This window comes from Streptomyces umbrinus (assembly GCF_030817415.1).
Taxonomy (GTDB): Bacteria; Actinomycetota; Actinomycetes; order Streptomycetales; family Streptomycetaceae; genus Streptomyces; species Streptomyces umbrinus_A.
The window spans coordinates 4,815,235-4,830,312 of the sequence record NZ_JAUSZI010000002.1 but is presented as its reverse complement, the minus strand read 5'-3'; the positions used below and the strand labels follow the sequence as shown (position 1 = coordinate 4,830,312).

General features: G+C 71.4%; 12 protein-coding genes and 1 riboswitch. Of the genes, 8 read left to right on the top strand and 4 right to left on the bottom strand.

Annotated features, from left to right (window positions below; all coding sequences use genetic code 11):
- Nucleotides 1–82 precede the first annotated feature (82 nt).
- The 4 genes from QF035_RS21070 (at nt 83) to QF035_RS21055 (ending at nt 5,853) form a co-directional block, all read left to right on the top strand.
- The gene (locus QF035_RS21070) at nt 83–1,612 is read left to right on the top strand and encodes a GMC family oxidoreductase (RefSeq protein ID WP_307531288.1); all 1,530 of its coding nucleotides are present in this window, start codon (nt 83–85) and stop codon (nt 1,610–1,612) included.
- Entirely contained in the window at nt 1,612–2,847 is a 1,236-nt protein-coding gene (locus QF035_RS21065) for a quaternary amine ABC transporter ATP-binding protein (protein WP_307521990.1), read from the top strand. The genes QF035_RS21070 and QF035_RS21065 overlap by 1 nt, the downstream gene beginning before the upstream one ends.
- Nucleotides 2,847–4,817, top strand: a complete 1,971-nt coding sequence (locus QF035_RS21060; protein WP_307521989.1) for an ABC transporter permease — start codon at nt 2,847–2,849, stop codon at nt 4,815–4,817. Before QF035_RS21065 ends, QF035_RS21060 begins: the two co-directional genes overlap by 1 nt.
- Before the next feature lie 67 nt (nt 4,818–4,884).
- Nucleotides 4,885–5,853: an ABC transporter substrate-binding protein gene (locus QF035_RS21055; RefSeq protein ID WP_307521988.1), complete on the top strand. Its 969-nt coding sequence runs from the start codon at nt 4,885–4,887 to the stop codon at nt 5,851–5,853.
- A 121-nt stretch (nt 5,854–5,974) separates the two neighbouring features.
- On the opposite strand, the gene QF035_RS21050 is transcribed toward QF035_RS21055, so the two are convergent.
- Complete coding sequence (locus QF035_RS21050; protein ID WP_307521987.1) at nt 5,975–6,517, bottom strand: carboxymuconolactone decarboxylase family protein; 543 nt, start codon at nt 6,515–6,517, stop codon at nt 5,975–5,977.
- Between the two features lie 47 nt (nt 6,518–6,564).
- Between QF035_RS21050 and QF035_RS21045 the strand changes: the two genes are divergently transcribed.
- Nucleotides 6,565–8,097 carry an aminotransferase-like domain-containing protein gene (locus QF035_RS21045; RefSeq protein WP_307521986.1) on the top strand — a complete coding sequence of 511 codons (1,533 nt, stop codon included), beginning with the start codon at nt 6,565–6,567 and terminating at the stop codon, nt 8,095–8,097.
- A gap of 64 nt (nt 8,098–8,161) precedes the next feature.
- On the opposite strand, the gene QF035_RS21040 is transcribed toward QF035_RS21045, so the two are convergent.
- Nucleotides 8,162–9,094 (bottom strand): hypothetical protein, encoded by a 933-nt coding sequence (locus tag QF035_RS21040; RefSeq protein WP_307521985.1) that lies wholly within the window; start codon nt 9,092–9,094, stop codon nt 8,162–8,164.
- Between the two features lie 148 nt (nt 9,095–9,242).
- On the opposite strand from QF035_RS21040, the gene QF035_RS21035 reads away from it, so the two are divergent.
- A complete protein-coding gene (locus QF035_RS21035; protein WP_307521984.1) occupies nt 9,243–9,596 on the top strand; it encodes a hypothetical protein in 354 nt (117 codons plus the stop codon).
- A 51-nt stretch (nt 9,597–9,647) separates the two neighbouring features.
- Entirely contained in the window at nt 9,648–10,832 is a 1,185-nt protein-coding gene (locus QF035_RS21030; RefSeq protein ID WP_307521983.1) for a glutathionylspermidine synthase family protein, read from the top strand.
- A gap of 42 nt (nt 10,833–10,874) precedes the next feature.
- On the opposite strand, the gene rocD is transcribed toward QF035_RS21030, so the two are convergent.
- Nucleotides 10,875–12,080 carry an ornithine--oxo-acid transaminase gene (gene rocD, locus QF035_RS21025; RefSeq protein ID WP_307521982.1) on the bottom strand — a complete coding sequence of 402 codons (1,206 nt, stop codon included), beginning with the start codon at nt 12,078–12,080 and terminating at the stop codon, nt 10,875–10,877.
- Between the two features lie 200 nt (nt 12,081–12,280).
- Nucleotides 12,281–12,367, top strand: a riboswitch (ZMP/ZTP riboswitch).
- Between the two features lie 32 nt (nt 12,368–12,399).
- On the opposite strand from rocD, the gene QF035_RS21020 reads away from it, so the two are divergent.
- Entirely contained in the window at nt 12,400–13,845 is a 1,446-nt protein-coding gene (locus QF035_RS21020; RefSeq protein ID WP_307521981.1) for a glycine hydroxymethyltransferase, read from the top strand.
- 167 nt (nt 13,846–14,012) lie between these two features.
- Here QF035_RS21020 and QF035_RS21015 read toward each other — a convergent pair whose 3' ends face one another.
- Entirely contained in the window at nt 14,013–14,648 is a 636-nt protein-coding gene (locus QF035_RS21015) for a hypothetical protein (protein WP_307521980.1), read from the bottom strand.
- Nucleotides 14,649–15,078 lie beyond the last annotated feature (430 nt).

Here is a 15,078-nt window from a genome sequence, read left to right as displayed (position 1 = left end):
CCGTCGACTCCCCGGACTCCCCACCGCACAAGGCACCTTGGAGCGCCACGCCATGCCTGAACACCCCACGCCTGAACACGCGATGCCCGAAGAGCAGAACACGTACGACTACGTCGTCATAGGCGGCGGCACCGCGGGTTCCGTCATCGCCTCCCGGCTCACCGAGAACCCGGACGTCACCGTCGCCGTCATCGAGGGCGGCCCGAGCGACGTCGGCCGCGACGACGTCCTGACCCTGCGGCGCTGGATGGGCCTGCTCGGCGGGGAGCTGGACTACGACTACCCGACGACCGAGCAGCCGCGCGGCAACTCGCACATCCGGCACAGCCGCGCCCGGGTCCTCGGCGGATGCTCCTCGCACAACACGCTCATCGCGTTCAAGCCGCTGCCGTCCGACTGGGACGAGTGGGAGGCGGCGGGCGCCAAGGGCTGGGGCGCGGTGCCGATGGAGGCGTACTTCCCGCGGCTGCGCAACAACATCGTGCCGGTCGACGAGAAGGACCGGAACGCCATCGCCCGCGACTTCGTCGACGCCGCGCGGTCGGCGCTCGAAGTGCCGCGCGTGGAGGGCTTCAACAAGCAGCCGTTCACCGAGGGCGTCGGCTTCTTCGACCTCGCGTACCACCCGGAGAACAACAAGCGGTCGAGCGCGTCGGTCGCCTACCTGCATCCGTTCATGGACGAGCGCCCCAACCTCCACATCCTCCTGGAGACCTGGGCGTACAGGCTGGAGCTCGACGGGACGCGCGCCCGCGGTGTGCACGTACGCACCAAGGACGGCGAGGAAGTCCTCGTCCGGGCGCGGAACGAAGTGCTGCTGTGCGCCGGTGCCGTCGACTCGCCGCGGCTGCTCATGCACTCCGGCATCGGGCCGCGCCAGGACCTCGAAGCGCTCGGCATCCCCGTCGTCCACGACCTGCCGGGCGTCGGCGAGAACCTGCTCGACCACCCCGAGTCGGTCATCGTCTGGGAGACGGACGGGCCGATCCCCGAGAACTCCGCGATGGACTCCGACGCGGGCCTGTTCGTGCGGCGCGACCCCGAACACGCCGGTCCGGACCTGATGTTCCACTTCTACCAGGTGCCCTTCACGGACAACCCGGAGCGCATCGGCTACGAACGCCCCGCGCACGGCGTCTCGATGACCCCGAACATCCCCAAGCCGCGCAGCCGCGGCCGCCTCTATCTGAAGAGCGCCGACCCGGCCGAGAAGCCCGCCCTCGACTTCCGCTACTTCACGGACGAGGACGACTACGACGGCCGCACTCTCGTCGACGGCATCAGGATCGCGCGCGAGATCGCCAAGTCCGAGCCGCTCGCGCACTGGCTCAAGCGCGAGGTCTGCCCGGGACCGGACGTCACGGACGACGAGGAGCTCAGCGCGTACGCCCGGTCGGTGGCGCACACCGTGTACCACCCGGCGGGCACCTGCCGCATGGGCGCGCCCGAGGACCAACTGGCCGTCGTCGACCCCGAGTTGCGGATCCGCGGTCTCGAAGGAATCCGGATCGCCGATGCGTCGGTCTTCCCGACGATGCCCGCCGTGAACCCGATGATCGGGGTGCTCATGGTCGGCGAGAAGTGTGTGGACCTGCTGGGAGGCGGTGCGTGATGAGCAGTACGTCAACCGATGTTCAGGATGCCGCTTTCGAGCGCACGGATGCCGAGCGCGCGGGCACTGCCCCCGTCTTCGCCGTCGAGGGGCTCTGGAAGGTCTTCGGCCCCAAGGCCGACCGCGTCCCCGCCGACCCCGAGCTCGCGGCCCTCACCCCGGCCGAACTCCGGTCCCGTACCGGCTGCACGGCCGCCGTCCGGGACGTGAGCTTCGACGTGCGCAAGGGCGAGGTCTTCGTCGTCATGGGCCTGTCCGGCTCGGGCAAGTCCACCCTCGTACGCTGTCTGACCCGGCTCATCGAGCCGACGGCCGGCTCGATCGTCATCGACGGCGAGGACGTCCGCGCCATGGACAAGGCCCGGCTGCGCGAACTGCGCCGCCACCGCGCCGCCATGGTCTTCCAGCACTTCGGCCTCCTGCCGCACCGGACCGTGCTCGACAACGTCGCGTACGGGCTCGAAGTCCAGGGCGTCGGCAAGCGCGAGCGCCGCGAGAAGGCGCAGGAGGTCGTCACCAAGGTCGGCCTCGAAGGCATGGAGCACCGGCGGCCCGGCCAGCTCTCCGGCGGCCAGCAGCAGCGCGTCGGACTGGCCCGGGCGCTCGCCGTGGACCCCGAGGTCCTGCTGTTCGACGAGCCGTTCAGCGCGCTCGACCCGCTGATCCGGCGCGACATGCAGGAGGAGGTCGTCCGGCTCCACCACGAGGAGGGCCGCACGATGGTCTTCATCACCCACGACCTGAACGAGGCCCTGCGCCTGGGCGACCGCATCGCCCTCATGCGCGACGGCCGCGTCGTCCAGCTCGGCACGCCCGAGGAGATCGTGGGCTCGCCCGCCGACGACTACGTACGCGAGTTCGTACGCGACGTGCCGCGCGAGCAGGTCATGACGGTACGGCGGGCCATGCGGGCCGCGTCCGCGCAGGAGGCGGGCGAGGGTCCGGCCCTCGCGCCCCAGGCCACGGTCTCCGAGGCCATCGAGGCGGTCGCGCGCACCGGACAGACCGCCCGCGTGGTGGACCGGGGACGCTGCCTCGGGGTCGTCGACTCGGACGCGCTGCTGGGGGTGGTGGCGGGGACCGGCGGGCAGTTCGCCGATGAGGCCGCCGATGCGACTGATGGTTCGGGTGCCGGTTCGGCCGCGCCCGCTCCCGACCAGGGCGACGGAACGGCCGAGTCCGCCCGGGAGCAGGGCGACGGAACGGCCGAGTCCGCTCGCGAGGGGGTGGCCTGATGGCCACGATCACCGCGGCCGCTCCCCGGAGCGGTCTCCCCGGCTTCCTCAGGCACCCCGCCACCGGCAAGCTCCTGCTGCTCGCCGTCGCGGCGGCGGTCCTCGTCCCGTTGGCCAACGCCCGCTGGGCCAGCGGCAGTTGGCCGAACGCCCTCACCATCGACCTCACCGAACCCCTCGGCAAGGCCAGCGACTGGGTCATCGACAACCGCGACAGCCACCCGCTGTTCCTCTACTTCTTCGGGTACGTCTCCAACGCGGTCGTCCTCTCCGTACGCGCCGTCTACCTCGTTTTGCTCGCCGCCGGCTGGGCGGGCGTCACGGCCGCGGCGGCACTGGTCGCCTGGCGGGTCGCGGGGGTACGGCTGGCGCTCGGCACGGGCGCCGCGTTCCTGGCCTGCGGGCTGCTCGGCATGTGGATCCCCACCATGCAGACGCTCGCACTCATGGTGGTCGCGGTCCTCGCGTCCGTCGTGCTCGGCGTGCTCCTCGGCCTCGCGGCCGGGCTCTCCGACCGTACGTACCGCGCGCTGCGCCCCGTACTCGACACCATGCAGGTGTTCCCTGCCTACGCGTACCTCCTGCCGGTCGTCCTCGTCTTCGGCATGGGTGTCCCGGCCGCGGTGCTGGCCACCGTCGTGTACGCGGCCCCGCCCATGGCCCGGCTCACCGCGCTCGGTCTGCGCGGCGCCGACGCCGGGGTGATGGAGGCCGTCGAGTCCCTGGGCACCACGGCCCGGCAGCGGCTCCTCACGGCCCGTATCCCGCTCGCCCGCAAGGAACTCCTCCTCGGCCTCAACCAGACGATCATGATGGCCCTGTCCATGGCCGTCATCGCGTCCGTCATCGGCGCGGCCGGCCTCGGTGACCGCGTCTACCAGGCGCTCGCCTCGGTCGACGTGGGCGCGGCGCTCGCGGCCGGCATCCCGATCGTGCTGCTCGCGGTCGTCCTCGACCGGGTGACGGGAGCGGCGGGATCCGTGACTTCGGCGGCATCCACGGGCGTCGGGCCCGGCGAGCCCAGGTCCCGCTGGACCGGCTGGGCCTACGCGGCTGTCGCGGCGGTGGCCGTCGCGGTCGCCGGACGCCTCACCGACCGCCTGGACTGGCCCGAGGCCTGGCTCGTGAACATCGCCGAGCCCGTCAACAGGGCCGTCGACTGGATGACGGACCACCTCTACTCCGGCGTCCCCTACGTGGGCGGCACCGCCGACTGGGCGGGCCACTTCACCACCTGGGTCCTGGACCCGATGAGGGACGGCCTGCAGTGGCTGCCCTGGTGGTCGGTCCTGCTGATCGTCGCCGCGCTCGCCTGGCTGATCGGCACCTGGCGCACCGCGGTCACCGCCGTCCTCGCGATGGCCGCGATCGGTGTGCTCGGAGTGTGGGGTCCGTCCCTCGACACGCTGTCGCAGGTCCTCGCGGCCGTGGCCGTCACCCTGGTCCTGGGCTTCGCGACCGGCATCGCGGCTGCCAGGAGCGAGCGCTGCGAACGTGTGCTGCGCCCCTTCCTGGACGTCTTCCAGACGATGCCGCAGTTCGTGTACCTCATCCCCGTCGTCGCGCTTTTCGGCGTGGGCCGCGCCCCGGCGGTCGCCGCCGCGGTCGTCTACGCCCTGCCCGCCGTCGTCCGCATCACCACACAGGGCCTGCGCCAGGTCGACCCGGCGGCCATGGAGTCCTCGCGCTCGATGGGCGCGACGGGCTGGCAGCAACTGCGCCAGGTCCAGCTGCCGTTGGCCCGTCCCGCACTGCTGCTCGCGCTCAACCAGGGCGTCGTCCTCGTCCTCGCCGTCGTCATCATCGGCGGTCTGGTCGGCGGTGGCGCACTCGGCTACGACGTCGTGTTCGGGCTCGCCCAGGGCGACTTGGCCACGGGCCTGGTGGCCGGCGCGGCGATCGTCTGCCTCGGCCTGATGCTCGACCGGGTGACCCAGCCGACGGACCGCCGCACGAAGAAGGGAGCCTGAGATGCGTACGCGTATGAGTCGTACGGGTCGTATGAGTCGTATGAGTCGTGCGGCCGGTGGTACGCGCATGACCGGTACGCGCATGACGGGCGCTCTGGCCGCCGGCTGCTCCCTGCTGGTGCTGACGACGGCCGGCTGCGGAGCCGCCGACATGACCAAGCAGGCCTCGCCCTTCGCCAACGCGCAGGGGGCCAGGACGGTGACCCTGTCCGTGCAGTCGTGGGTCGGCGCACAGGCCAACGTGGCCGTCGCGCAGTACCTGTTGGAGCACGAGCTGGGCTATCGCGTCGACACCGTCCAGGTCGACGAGGTCCCCGCGTGGGACGCGCTCAGCCAGGGCCGGGTCGACGCGATCCTGGAGGACTGGGGCCACCCCGAGCAGGAACAGCGGTACGTCAAGGACAAGAAGACGATCGTGAACGGCGGCGGCCTCGGCGTCACCGGGCACATCGGCTGGTTCGTACCGACGTACTTCGCGAAGCAGCACCCCGACGTGACCAACTGGAAGAACCTGAACAAGTACGCCGACCAGCTCCGCACCCCCGAGAGCGGCGGCAAGGGGCAGTTGCTCGACGGCTCACCCTCCTACGTCACGAACGACAAGGCGCTGGTGAAGAACCTGGACCTCGACCTCCAGGTGGTGTTCGCCGGTTCGGAGGCGGCCCAGATCACCCAGATGCGCCAGTTCGCCAAGGAGAAGAAGCCGTTCCTGACCTACTGGTACTCACCCCAGTGGCTCTTCAAGAAGGTCCCCATGACGGAGGTGAAGCTGCCCGCCTACAAGGAGGGCTGCGACGCCGACCCGGAGAAGGTCGCCTGCGCCTATCCGCACACCCCGCTGCAGAAGTACCTGAACACGGACTTCGCGGAGAGCGGCGGCAAGGCGGCGGCCTTCCTGAAGAAGTTCAAGTGGACGACCGAGGACCAGAACGAGGTCTCCCTGATGATCGCCGACCAGAAGCTGACGCCCGAGGAGGCGGCGCGGAAGTGGGCCGAGGGCCATGAGTCCACGTGGAAGGCGTGGCTGCCGAGCTAGCCCACCGCCGTACGGGCCGTCCGAGCGGCCTCCCTGTACGGGTGCCGGGTGTCTCCCTGACGAGGGCACCCGGCACTCCTGTGTGCTGTGCCGCTACTCGTACGGCTACGCGTCCGTACTGCTACTTGTACTGCCCGGCCGTGTAGTGGCCGGCCACGAGACGGCAGGTCACGCCGAAGCGGTTCCAGGCGTTGATCACCGTGATGGCGGCGATGAGCTGGGTCAGCTCGGCCTCGTCGAAGTGGCGGGCGGCGGTCTCGTACACCTCGTCCGGCACGAAGCCGTCCGTCAGGACCGTCACGGCCTCGGTGAGCGCGAGCGCGGCGAGTTCTTTCTCCGTGTAGAAGTGCCGTGACTCCTCCCACGCGCTGAGCTGGACGATCCGCTCGACGCTCTCGCCCGCCGCGAACGCGTCCTTCGTGTGCATGTCGAGGCAGAACGCGCAGTGGTTGAGCTGCGACGCGCGGATCTTCACCAGCTCCAGCAGCACCGGGTCGACGCCCTTCCGGGCGGCCGCGTCCAGCCTGACCATGGCCTTGTAGACCTCGGGGGCGAACTCGGTCCACTGGAGCCGGGGGGTGTGCTCGGGGGCGAGCGGGGTGTCCTGCGGGATGTCGGTGGCGGTGTCTGCGGTGGCCTCGGTGGCGGTGGTGTTCGTCGTCATGATCATGAGCCTACGTTTCGAGTAGCCCAGGAGTATGGTCCATTTCCATGGTGAAATCCTGGGCCACTTTCGGGGTGGATCTGCATGTCGACGTGACGGGCACCGGCTCCGGCCTGCGCAAAGGCCTGACGGACGCGCTGCGGGCCGCGGTGCGAGGCGGACGGCTCGCGCCCGGGACCCGGCTGCCGTCGTCACGCTCCCTCGCGGCCGATCTGGGCATCGCGCGCAACACCGTCGCCGACGCGTACGCCGACCTCGTGGCCGAGGGCTGGCTCACCGCCCGCCAGGGCTCCGGCACGCGGGTCGCCGAGCGTGCGGTGGTGGCACCGGCCTCCGCCCCGCCCCGGCCGCGTACGCCCGGCGGCCCGGCGTACGACCTCGTCCCCGGCACCCCCGACCTCGCCTCCTTCCCGCGCGCCGAGTGGCTCAAGGCATCCCGCCGGGCCCTCGCGGCGGCCCCGTACGACGCTCTCGGATACGGGGACCCGCGCGGCCGCGTCGAACTGCGCACCGCGCTCGCGGGCTACCTCGCCCGGGCCCGCGGCGTACGCGCCGACCCCGAACGCATCCTCATCTGCTCCGGGTTCGCACACGGCCTGATGCTGCTCGGCGCGGTGCTGCGACAGCGGGGCGCGGGGGCGCTGGCGATGGAGTCGTACGGACTCGACGTGCACTGGAAGCTGGTGGAGCGGGCGGGCCTGCGTTCGGTGAACCTGCCGTTCGACGAACTGGGCACACGGACCGAGGAGTTGACCGGGGGAGGGCCTGGCGGGAGCGGGGATGGAAGTGGGAGCTGGGATGGAAATGGGGGCGGGCCTGGGAGCGGCAGGGGGAGTGGCGGCGGGCTGGGGAGCCGGGGCAGGGCTGGGAGCGGGGGCAAGGGCGGGGCCGGTGGTGTGGCGGCGGTGCTGCTGACTCCCGCCCATCAGTTCCCCATGGGCGTGCCTCTGCACCCCGACCGACGTGCCGCGGTCGTCGACTGGGCGCGGCGGACGGGCGGGCTGATCCTGGAGGACGACTACGACGGGGAGTTCCGCTACGACCGGCAGCCGGTGGGCGCGCTCCAGGGCCTCGACCCGGACCACGTGGTGTACATGGGCACCGCCAGCAAGGCCCTGGCCCCCGGCCTGCGCCTGGGCTGGCTGGTCCTGCCGCCGGCCCTGGCGGCCGAGGTCACGGCGGCGAAGGGCGGCGCGGACTGGTCGTGCGGTGTCCTGGACCAGTTGACCCTGGCGGAGTTCATCACATCGGGCGCGTACGACCGCCATGTGCGCGCCTCGCGCCTTCGTTACCGCCGTCGCCGCGACCACCTCGTCTCGGCCCTGGCCGCCCACGCGCCCTCGGTGACGGCGACCGGTATCGCGGCCGGCTTCCACGCGGTACTCCAACTCCCGCCCGGCACCGAGCAGTCGGTCGTCCGCGCGGCGGTCTGGCAGGGCCTGGCGGTCCACGGCCTGACCCGCTACCGCCACCCGTCCGCCACGGCCCCACCCCTGGACGCACTGGTCGTGGGGTACGGAACGCCGACGGACAGCGGATGGCCGGGAACACTGGAGGCCCTGGTCAGGGCGCTGCCCTAGCGCTGCCGGGCGGTGCGCCGCGCGAGGCGCGGCCCCGCGCGGAACGGAACCGGCCTGTGGAGCCCTATGGCGCAACCGACTCCGACTCGGCCACCTCCACGGGCGCCTCCCCGAAGCGCGCGAGCGCCAGCGCCCCGGCCACCGCCACGGCGAAACCGAGCACGGCCAGCCAGGCCAGCCCCTCCCGCGTACGGTCACCCAGCCACACCACCCCCACCACGGCGGGCCCGATGGTCTCGCCGATGACCAGCCCCGCCGTGGCCGTCGTCACCGAGCCCCGCTGGAGCGCCGACGTGAGAAGCAGGAACGCCGCGCCTCCGCCCAGCAGCAGGGCGTACGTCGCCGGGTTGGTGAAGAGCGCCGAGGGAGTGAGGCCGTCGATGAGCCGGACCGCCACCTCGACCACCCCGAACCCGAACCCGGCACCCAGTCCCAGTGCGAGCGCCCGCCCCCGGTCGGGCAGCCGTCCGGCCAGTGCGCCGAGGAGCAGTACGACCACGGCGGTGCCGAGCATCGCGTACTTGAGCGCGGTGGACCCGGCCTTGTCCCCCTCCTCCCCGGACGCGAGCCCGAGCATCGCGAGCCCCGCGCACACCACCGCGACCGCGCCCCATTCGAGCCCGCTCAGCCGCACATGGAGCAGCCATGCGGCGACCACCGCCGTCACGGCGAGGCTCGCGGCGAGCGCCGCCCCCACCGTGTAGATCGGGAGCGACCGCAGGGCCGCGATCTGCAGGACGAACCCGACCCCGTCGAGCGCGAGCCCGGCGAGGTACCGCCACTCGCGCAGCGCGCGCCACAACAAGGCGGCGTCCACACCGGAAGCCCCGTCGGACGATCCACCGGTGGATCCCCCGGTGGATCCGCCGGTGGATCCGCCCGAGGAACCGCCCGGGGAGCCGGGGCTCTCCGGGCCGCGTGCGGCCGCCCGCGCCGCGATCGCCTGCAACACCGTCGCCGTGCCGAAGCACACCGCCGCGCCAAGGGCACACACCATTCCAAAGAGCACAAAGCGACTCTAGGGGAGGGAGAGTTCGGGAGAGCCGTTTGTACAACCCGCTCACCTGATCTTTAACCTGTCCGGGGCCGGACGAGCGAGCCGGCCATGGACGAGCCCGCCGGACGGGCCCAACGGGGGAGAGAACATGGCGGACCAGCGCAGGAAACTGCGTTCGAGCACGGTCGTACTCGGCGGGATGGGCGTCCTCGCCGCGGCCCTCACCTCGTGCGGTTCCGACCCGGACCGTCGCTGCGTGGACCGCGACAGCTACGAGTACGACGGCTACAAGATCGTCGCCGACAAGAACTGCAAGTCGGGCTCCACCTCCACCTCGTCGGGCAAGAACCGCGGCGGCGGCCGGACCGGCGCGGTCGACGCCGCCTGGTACTACGACGCCGACGTCAGCGCCGGTTACGCCGACTACGGCACCTTCAGCCGCAGCGAGGCCGTGGACCGGGACGGCTTCGGCTGCTCCGGCTCGGGCAGCGGCGGCGGCTGACCCCGGGGAAGTCGGGAGAACCCAGCAACTCCGAGGAACCGGACCGCCGTCATGGAACGCCGCACCACGACCCCCCGCCCCGGCTGGCAGCAGACCGTCGAGGAACAGGGCCTCATCTACCCCCTCACGCGCTACCCGGACGACTCCCTGCGCCCGTACTGGGACGAGTCCGCGTACTACGTCTTCTCCCTCCCCGAGGTCGAGGCCCTGGAGGAGGCCGTCGAGGAACTCCACACGATGTGCCTGGCGGCCGCCGAACACATCGTCACCGAGAACCGCTTCGCCGACCTCGGCATCACCGACCAGCGAGTGACCGAGGCAGTCGCCGAGGCCTGGCACCGCCGCGCCGAACTCCCGTCCCTGTACGGCCGTTTCGACCTCCGCCACGACGGCACCGGCCCGGCGAAGCTCCTGGAGTACAACGCCGACACCCCGACCTCACTCGTCGAGGCCGCCAGCCCCCAGTGGTTCTGGATGGAGGAACGCTTCCCCGGCGCCGACCAGTGGAACTCCCTCCACGAACGCCTCGTCGACGCCTGGAAGAAACAGTCCGCCCTCCTCCCGCCGGGCAGCCCCCTCTACTTCGCGCACTCCGCCGCCGACGAGCTCGGCGAGGACCTGATGACCGTCGCCTATCTGAAGGAGACCGCCGAACAGGCCGGCCTCGACACCTCCTGGATCGCCATGGAGGAGATCGGCTGGGACCGCCTCTCCGGCCGCTTCGTCGACAAGCAACTCCGCTTCATCCGCAGTTGCTTCAAGCTCTATCCGTGGGAATGGCTCACCACCGACCGCTTCGCCCCGCACGTCCTCGCCACCCTCGACAACGGCGGCGGCACGGGGACCACGATGTGGGTCGAGCCGGCCTGGAAGATGCTGCTCAGCAACAAGGCCCTCCTCGCGATCCTCTGGGAGCTGTACCCGGACCACCCCAACCTCCTTCCGGCCTTCCTCGACGGCCCACGCGAACTGGCCATCACCCGCGGATACGTGGCCAAGCCCCTGCTCGGTCGCGAGGGCGCCGGAGTCACGGTCCACGAACCGGGCTCCGCTCCCGTCGTCCACGAAGAACCCTGCTGCTACCAGGAGTTGGCGCCCCTCCCGTCCTTCGACGGCAACCGCGTCGTCCTCGGAGCCTGGGTCGTCGAGAACGAGTCGGCGGGCCTCGGCATCCGCGAGTCCTCCGGCCTCATCACGGACGAGTACGCCCGCTTCCTGCCACACGTGATCCTGTGATCCCCGCGTCGGGCCGGGCGCCCTCGGGCCCGGCGAGGACGATCACACCCCCAGTACGCCCCGCAGCTGAGCGAGCCCCCAGTCAAGGTCCTCCTTACTGATCACCAGCGGCGGCGCGATCCGGACCGTGGACCCATGGGTGTCCTTGACCAGGACACCCCGGTCCATCAGCTTCTCGGAGATCTCCCGGCCCGTCCCGTACACCGGGTCGATGTCGATCCCCGCCCAGAGCCCGCGCCCCCGCACCTGAGTGATCAGGCCCGAACCGGTCAACTGCCCCAGCTCCCGGCGCAGATGCTCGCCCAGCTCGGTGGCCCGCCGCTGGTACTCGCCCGATCGCAGCATCGCGATCACCTCCAGCGCCACCGCACAGGCCAGCGGATTCCCGCCGAACGTCGACCCGTGTTCACCCGGCCGGAACACCCCGAGCACCTCGCTCGACGACACCACCGCCGACACCGGCACGACCCCGCCCCCGAGCGCCTTGCCCAGCACATACATGTCCGGCACGACCCCCTCGTGCTCACACGCGAAGGTCCGCCCCGTCCGCCCGAGGCCCGACTGGATCTCGTCGGCCACGAACAGCACGTTCCGCTCCCGCGTCAGCTCCCGTACGCCCGCGAGATAACCGGCCGGCGGCACCAGCACCCCCGCCTCGCCCTGAATGGGCTCCAGCAGCACGGCCACCGTGTTCTCCGTGACCGCCGCGCGCATCGCCGTCAGATCCCCGTACGGCACGATCTCGAAGCCCGGTGTGTACGGACCGAAGTCCGCCCGCGCCTCGGAATCCGTGGAGAAGCTGATGATCGTCGTCGTACGCCCGTGGAAGTTGTTGCCCGCCACGACGACCTTCGCCATCCCCTCGGGCACGCCCTTGACCCGGTACCCCCACTTTCGGGCGGTCTTCACGGCCGACTCGACCGCCTCCGCGCCCGTGTTCATCGGCAGCACCATCTCCATGCCGCACAACTCGGCCAGCCGCGCGCAGAACTCGGCGAACCGGTCGTGATGGAACGCCCGCGACGTCAACGTCACCCGCTCCAACTGCGCCTTCGCCGCCTCGATCAGCCGCCGGTTGCCATGACCGAAATTCAGCGCCGAATACCCCGCCAGCAGATCCAGATAACGGCGCCCCTCGACATCCGTCATCCAGGCCCCGTCCGCCGTCGCCACGACGACCGGAAGCGGGTGATAGGTGGGCGCGCTGTGCGCTTCGGCCGAGGCGATCAGTTCTTCGGTGGTGCTCACGGGGTCTCCGTTTCCGGCCGCACGAGGGCTCGTGACCTGCTACTTTTCCCGCTGCTGTTCCCGGGTCCCGGCCCGGCTCCCTTCCGGACGTCCGAGTGCGTGTGGCCCCTTTCCTATCGTCGCTCGCATGGTGGACGGGGCGGTATCGATCATGCGGCTACCGCCGCGTGGCCGGCGTACCGGCGCGCCCGGTACGCTGATCCACGGGCCGTGACTGGCGCGCTGGGATGGGACCGACCATCGGGGAGCGGCCCATGAACCGTGTGCCGTGCGCCTGGGCCGAACCGTGAACGCCGAACGCCCACGTCCGGAGGCCGTCATGCCAGAGCCCCTTTCCAACGAATCCACCGCCTTCCGCAGCGCCCTCGAAGTGATCCGCGCCGTCGAGCCCCGCGTCGCCGACGCCATCGGGCAGGAAATCGCCGACCAGCGCGAGATGCTCAAGCTGATCGCCTCCGAGAACTACGCCTCCCCGGCCACCCTCCTTGCGATGGGCAACTGGTTCAGCGACAAGTACGCCGAAGGCACCGTCGGCCGCCGCTTCTACGCCGGCTGCCGCAACGTGGACACCGTCGAAGCCCTCGCCGCCGAGCACGCCCGCGAACTCTTCGGCGCCGAGCACGCCTACGCCCAGCCGCACTCCGGCATCGACGCCAACCTCGTCGCCTTCTGGGCCGTCCTCGCCGCCCGCGTCGAGGCCCCCGCCCTCCAGAAGGCCGGCGTCCGCAACGTCAACGACCTCTCCGACGCCGACTGGGCCGAACTGCGCCAGGCCTTCGGCAACCAGCGCATGCTCGGCATGTCCCTGGACGCCGGCGGCCACCTCACCCACGGCTTCCGCCCGAACATCTCCGGCAAGATGTTCGACCAGCGCTCCTACGGCACCGACCCCGCCACCGGCCTCATCGACTACGAGGCCCTGCGCACCTCCGCCCGTGAGTTCAAGCCCCTCATCATCGTTGCCGGCTACTCCGCCTACCCCCGTCTCGTGAACTTCCGGATCATGCGGGAGATCGCCGACGAGGTCGGCGCCACGCTGATGGTCGACATGGCGCACTTCGCGGGCCTCGTCGCCGGCAAGGTCCTCACCGGCGACTTCGACCCGGTGCCGCACGCCCAGATCGTCACCACGACCACCCACAAGTCGCTGCGCGGCCCGCGCGGCGGCATGGTCCTGTGCGACTCCTCCCTCGCCGACCAGGTCGACCGCGGCTGCCCGATGGTCCTCGGCGGCCCCCTCCCGCACGTGATGGCCGCCAAGGCGGTCGCACTCGCCGAGGCCCGCCGCCCCGAGTTCCGCGACTACGCCCAGGCTGTCGTCGACAACGCCCGCGCTCTCGCCGAGGGCCTGATGCGACGCGGCGCCACGCTGGTCACCGGAGGCACCGACAACCACCTCAACCTCATCGACGTCGCCTCCTCCTACGGCCTCACCGGCCGCCAGGCCGAGTCCGCCCTGCTGGACTCGGGCATCGTCACCAACCGCAACGCCATCCCCGCCGACCCGAACGGCGCCTGGTACACCTCCGGCATCCGTATCGGCACCCCCGCGCTGACCACCCGTGGCCTCGGCGCCACCGAGATGGACGAGATCGCCGGCCTCATCGACCGCGTCCTCGCCACCACGGAGCCCGGCACCACCGCCAAGGGCGCCCCTTCCAAGGCCCAGCACATCCTGGACCCGAAGATCGCCGACGAGATCTCCCACCGGGCGACCGACCTCCTGACCGGCTTCCCGCTCTACCCGGAGATCGACCTCGGCTGAGGCTTCAGCCGAGACCGCGGGCGTAGGCGCGGGCGCCGAGACCGAGAACCGACCTCCGGTCTCGGCCGGAACCGCCTCACCAGCCGAACCAGCGGATTCGTAGGTCGATTCACAAGTCGGCTCACAAGTCGATCAACTCCTGTCGTGACTCCCGCGGCGGCCCAGGCTCACGCCCGGCCGCCGCGCGGCGTATCAGCAGGGTGCCGCCGGAGCCGAGGGCGAGGCCCGCCGCGAGTCCGGCTATCGCCCCATCCCGGGCTGCCCGGGGGATCGACCGCACCGCCCGCCGCGCGCCCCGGACCGAACAACTCCTTTCCCTCCAACTGGTCGTAGACCGACCGCGGTGCCCGATGCCAGCGGATGTCGTCGTCGTTCACGTCGACCGCCGGGTCACTCCGTATCCAGGGTGTGCCGTCGCCCGCGAGGAACAACTGGTCCTGGCGCCCCATGTAGATGTCGCCCCCGGGCGCACTGTCCGTCTCGGGCCAGCCGCCCACGCCGGTCGTCCCCCAGATCACGGTGGCCCGCACGGCGGGGAAGTCGCCCTCCAGCCAGTCCTGCGGAACCTTCTCCGTGTCCGTGGCCGACGGCCCCAACAGTCGCCAGAGCCGCGCGAAGTACGGATCCCCGGAGCGCACGCTCGTCGTCCGCCCGCTGCCGTCACCCGCCACGACCACTGCCAGGTTGGGAACGTCGGGATCCGGCGCCGATGCCGATGCCGACGCTGGGGCCGCGGACGGCACCGCCGCATACGCCCGAGGCGCCCCGAGCCCGGGGAGACCCACAACGACGAGCGCGGCCATGACGCACACGATTCCGCCAGGCGCCCCGCCGCCGAGCCACCCACCCGGGCTCTCTCCTACCCGCCCGCTCGGACTCGCTTCTACCCGCCAGACCTGAAGGCGACGGGCCGCACCCAAGCCCTGGGCACTCGTTCCCCGGGGCCGTAGGCCCCAGATCCGTAGGCCCCAGATCCGCAGCCCCGGGAGCAGCATGCCCCGGACCTCCGTTCCCTCGATCCGCCGGCCACGGGCCGCCCCCGTTCTTCGGTGCCGCAAACCGAGGGCCACCCCCACGCGCCCGACCCCCACCTTCATGAGCCCAGCCTCACGGCTTCCCCCTCATAAGCCCTGCCCACCACAACTCCCCCTCCTCACAAGGCCCCTCCTCCGGCAGGCCCCCTCAGACACCCCATCCGGAAGCCCCTCTCGGACGCCCTTCTCAAAGCCCTTC

Excerpts from the sequence above, each read along its gene's own strand:
- QF035_RS21070 (WP_307531288.1), top strand. The coding sequence starts at position 83 with ATGCCCGAAGAGCAGAACACGTACGACTACGTCGTCATAGGCGGCGGC.
- QF035_RS21065 (WP_307521990.1), top strand. The coding sequence starts at position 1,612 with ATGAGCAGTACGTCAACCGATGTTCAGGATGCCGCTTTCGAGCGCACG.
- QF035_RS21060 (WP_307521989.1), top strand. The coding sequence starts at position 2,847 with ATGGCCACGATCACCGCGGCCGCTCCCCGGAGCGGTCTCCCCGGCTTC.
- QF035_RS21055 (WP_307521988.1), top strand. The coding sequence starts at position 4,885 with ATGACCGGTACGCGCATGACGGGCGCTCTGGCCGCCGGCTGCTCCCTG.
- QF035_RS21050 (WP_307521987.1), bottom strand. The coding sequence starts at position 6,517 with ATGACGACGAACACCACCGCCACCGAGGCCACCGCAGACACCGCCACC.
- QF035_RS21045 (WP_307521986.1), top strand. The coding sequence starts at position 6,565 with ATGGTGAAATCCTGGGCCACTTTCGGGGTGGATCTGCATGTCGACGTG.
- QF035_RS21040 (WP_307521985.1), bottom strand. The coding sequence starts at position 9,094 with ATGGTGTGTGCCCTTGGCGCGGCGGTGTGCTTCGGCACGGCGACGGTG.
- QF035_RS21035 (WP_307521984.1), top strand. The coding sequence starts at position 9,243 with ATGGCGGACCAGCGCAGGAAACTGCGTTCGAGCACGGTCGTACTCGGC.
- QF035_RS21030 (WP_307521983.1), top strand. The coding sequence starts at position 9,648 with ATGGAACGCCGCACCACGACCCCCCGCCCCGGCTGGCAGCAGACCGTC.
- QF035_RS21020 (WP_307521981.1), top strand. The coding sequence starts at position 12,400 with ATGCCAGAGCCCCTTTCCAACGAATCCACCGCCTTCCGCAGCGCCCTC.
- QF035_RS21015 (WP_307521980.1), bottom strand. The coding sequence starts at position 14,648 with ATGGCCGCGCTCGTCGTTGTGGGTCTCCCCGGGCTCGGGGCGCCTCGG.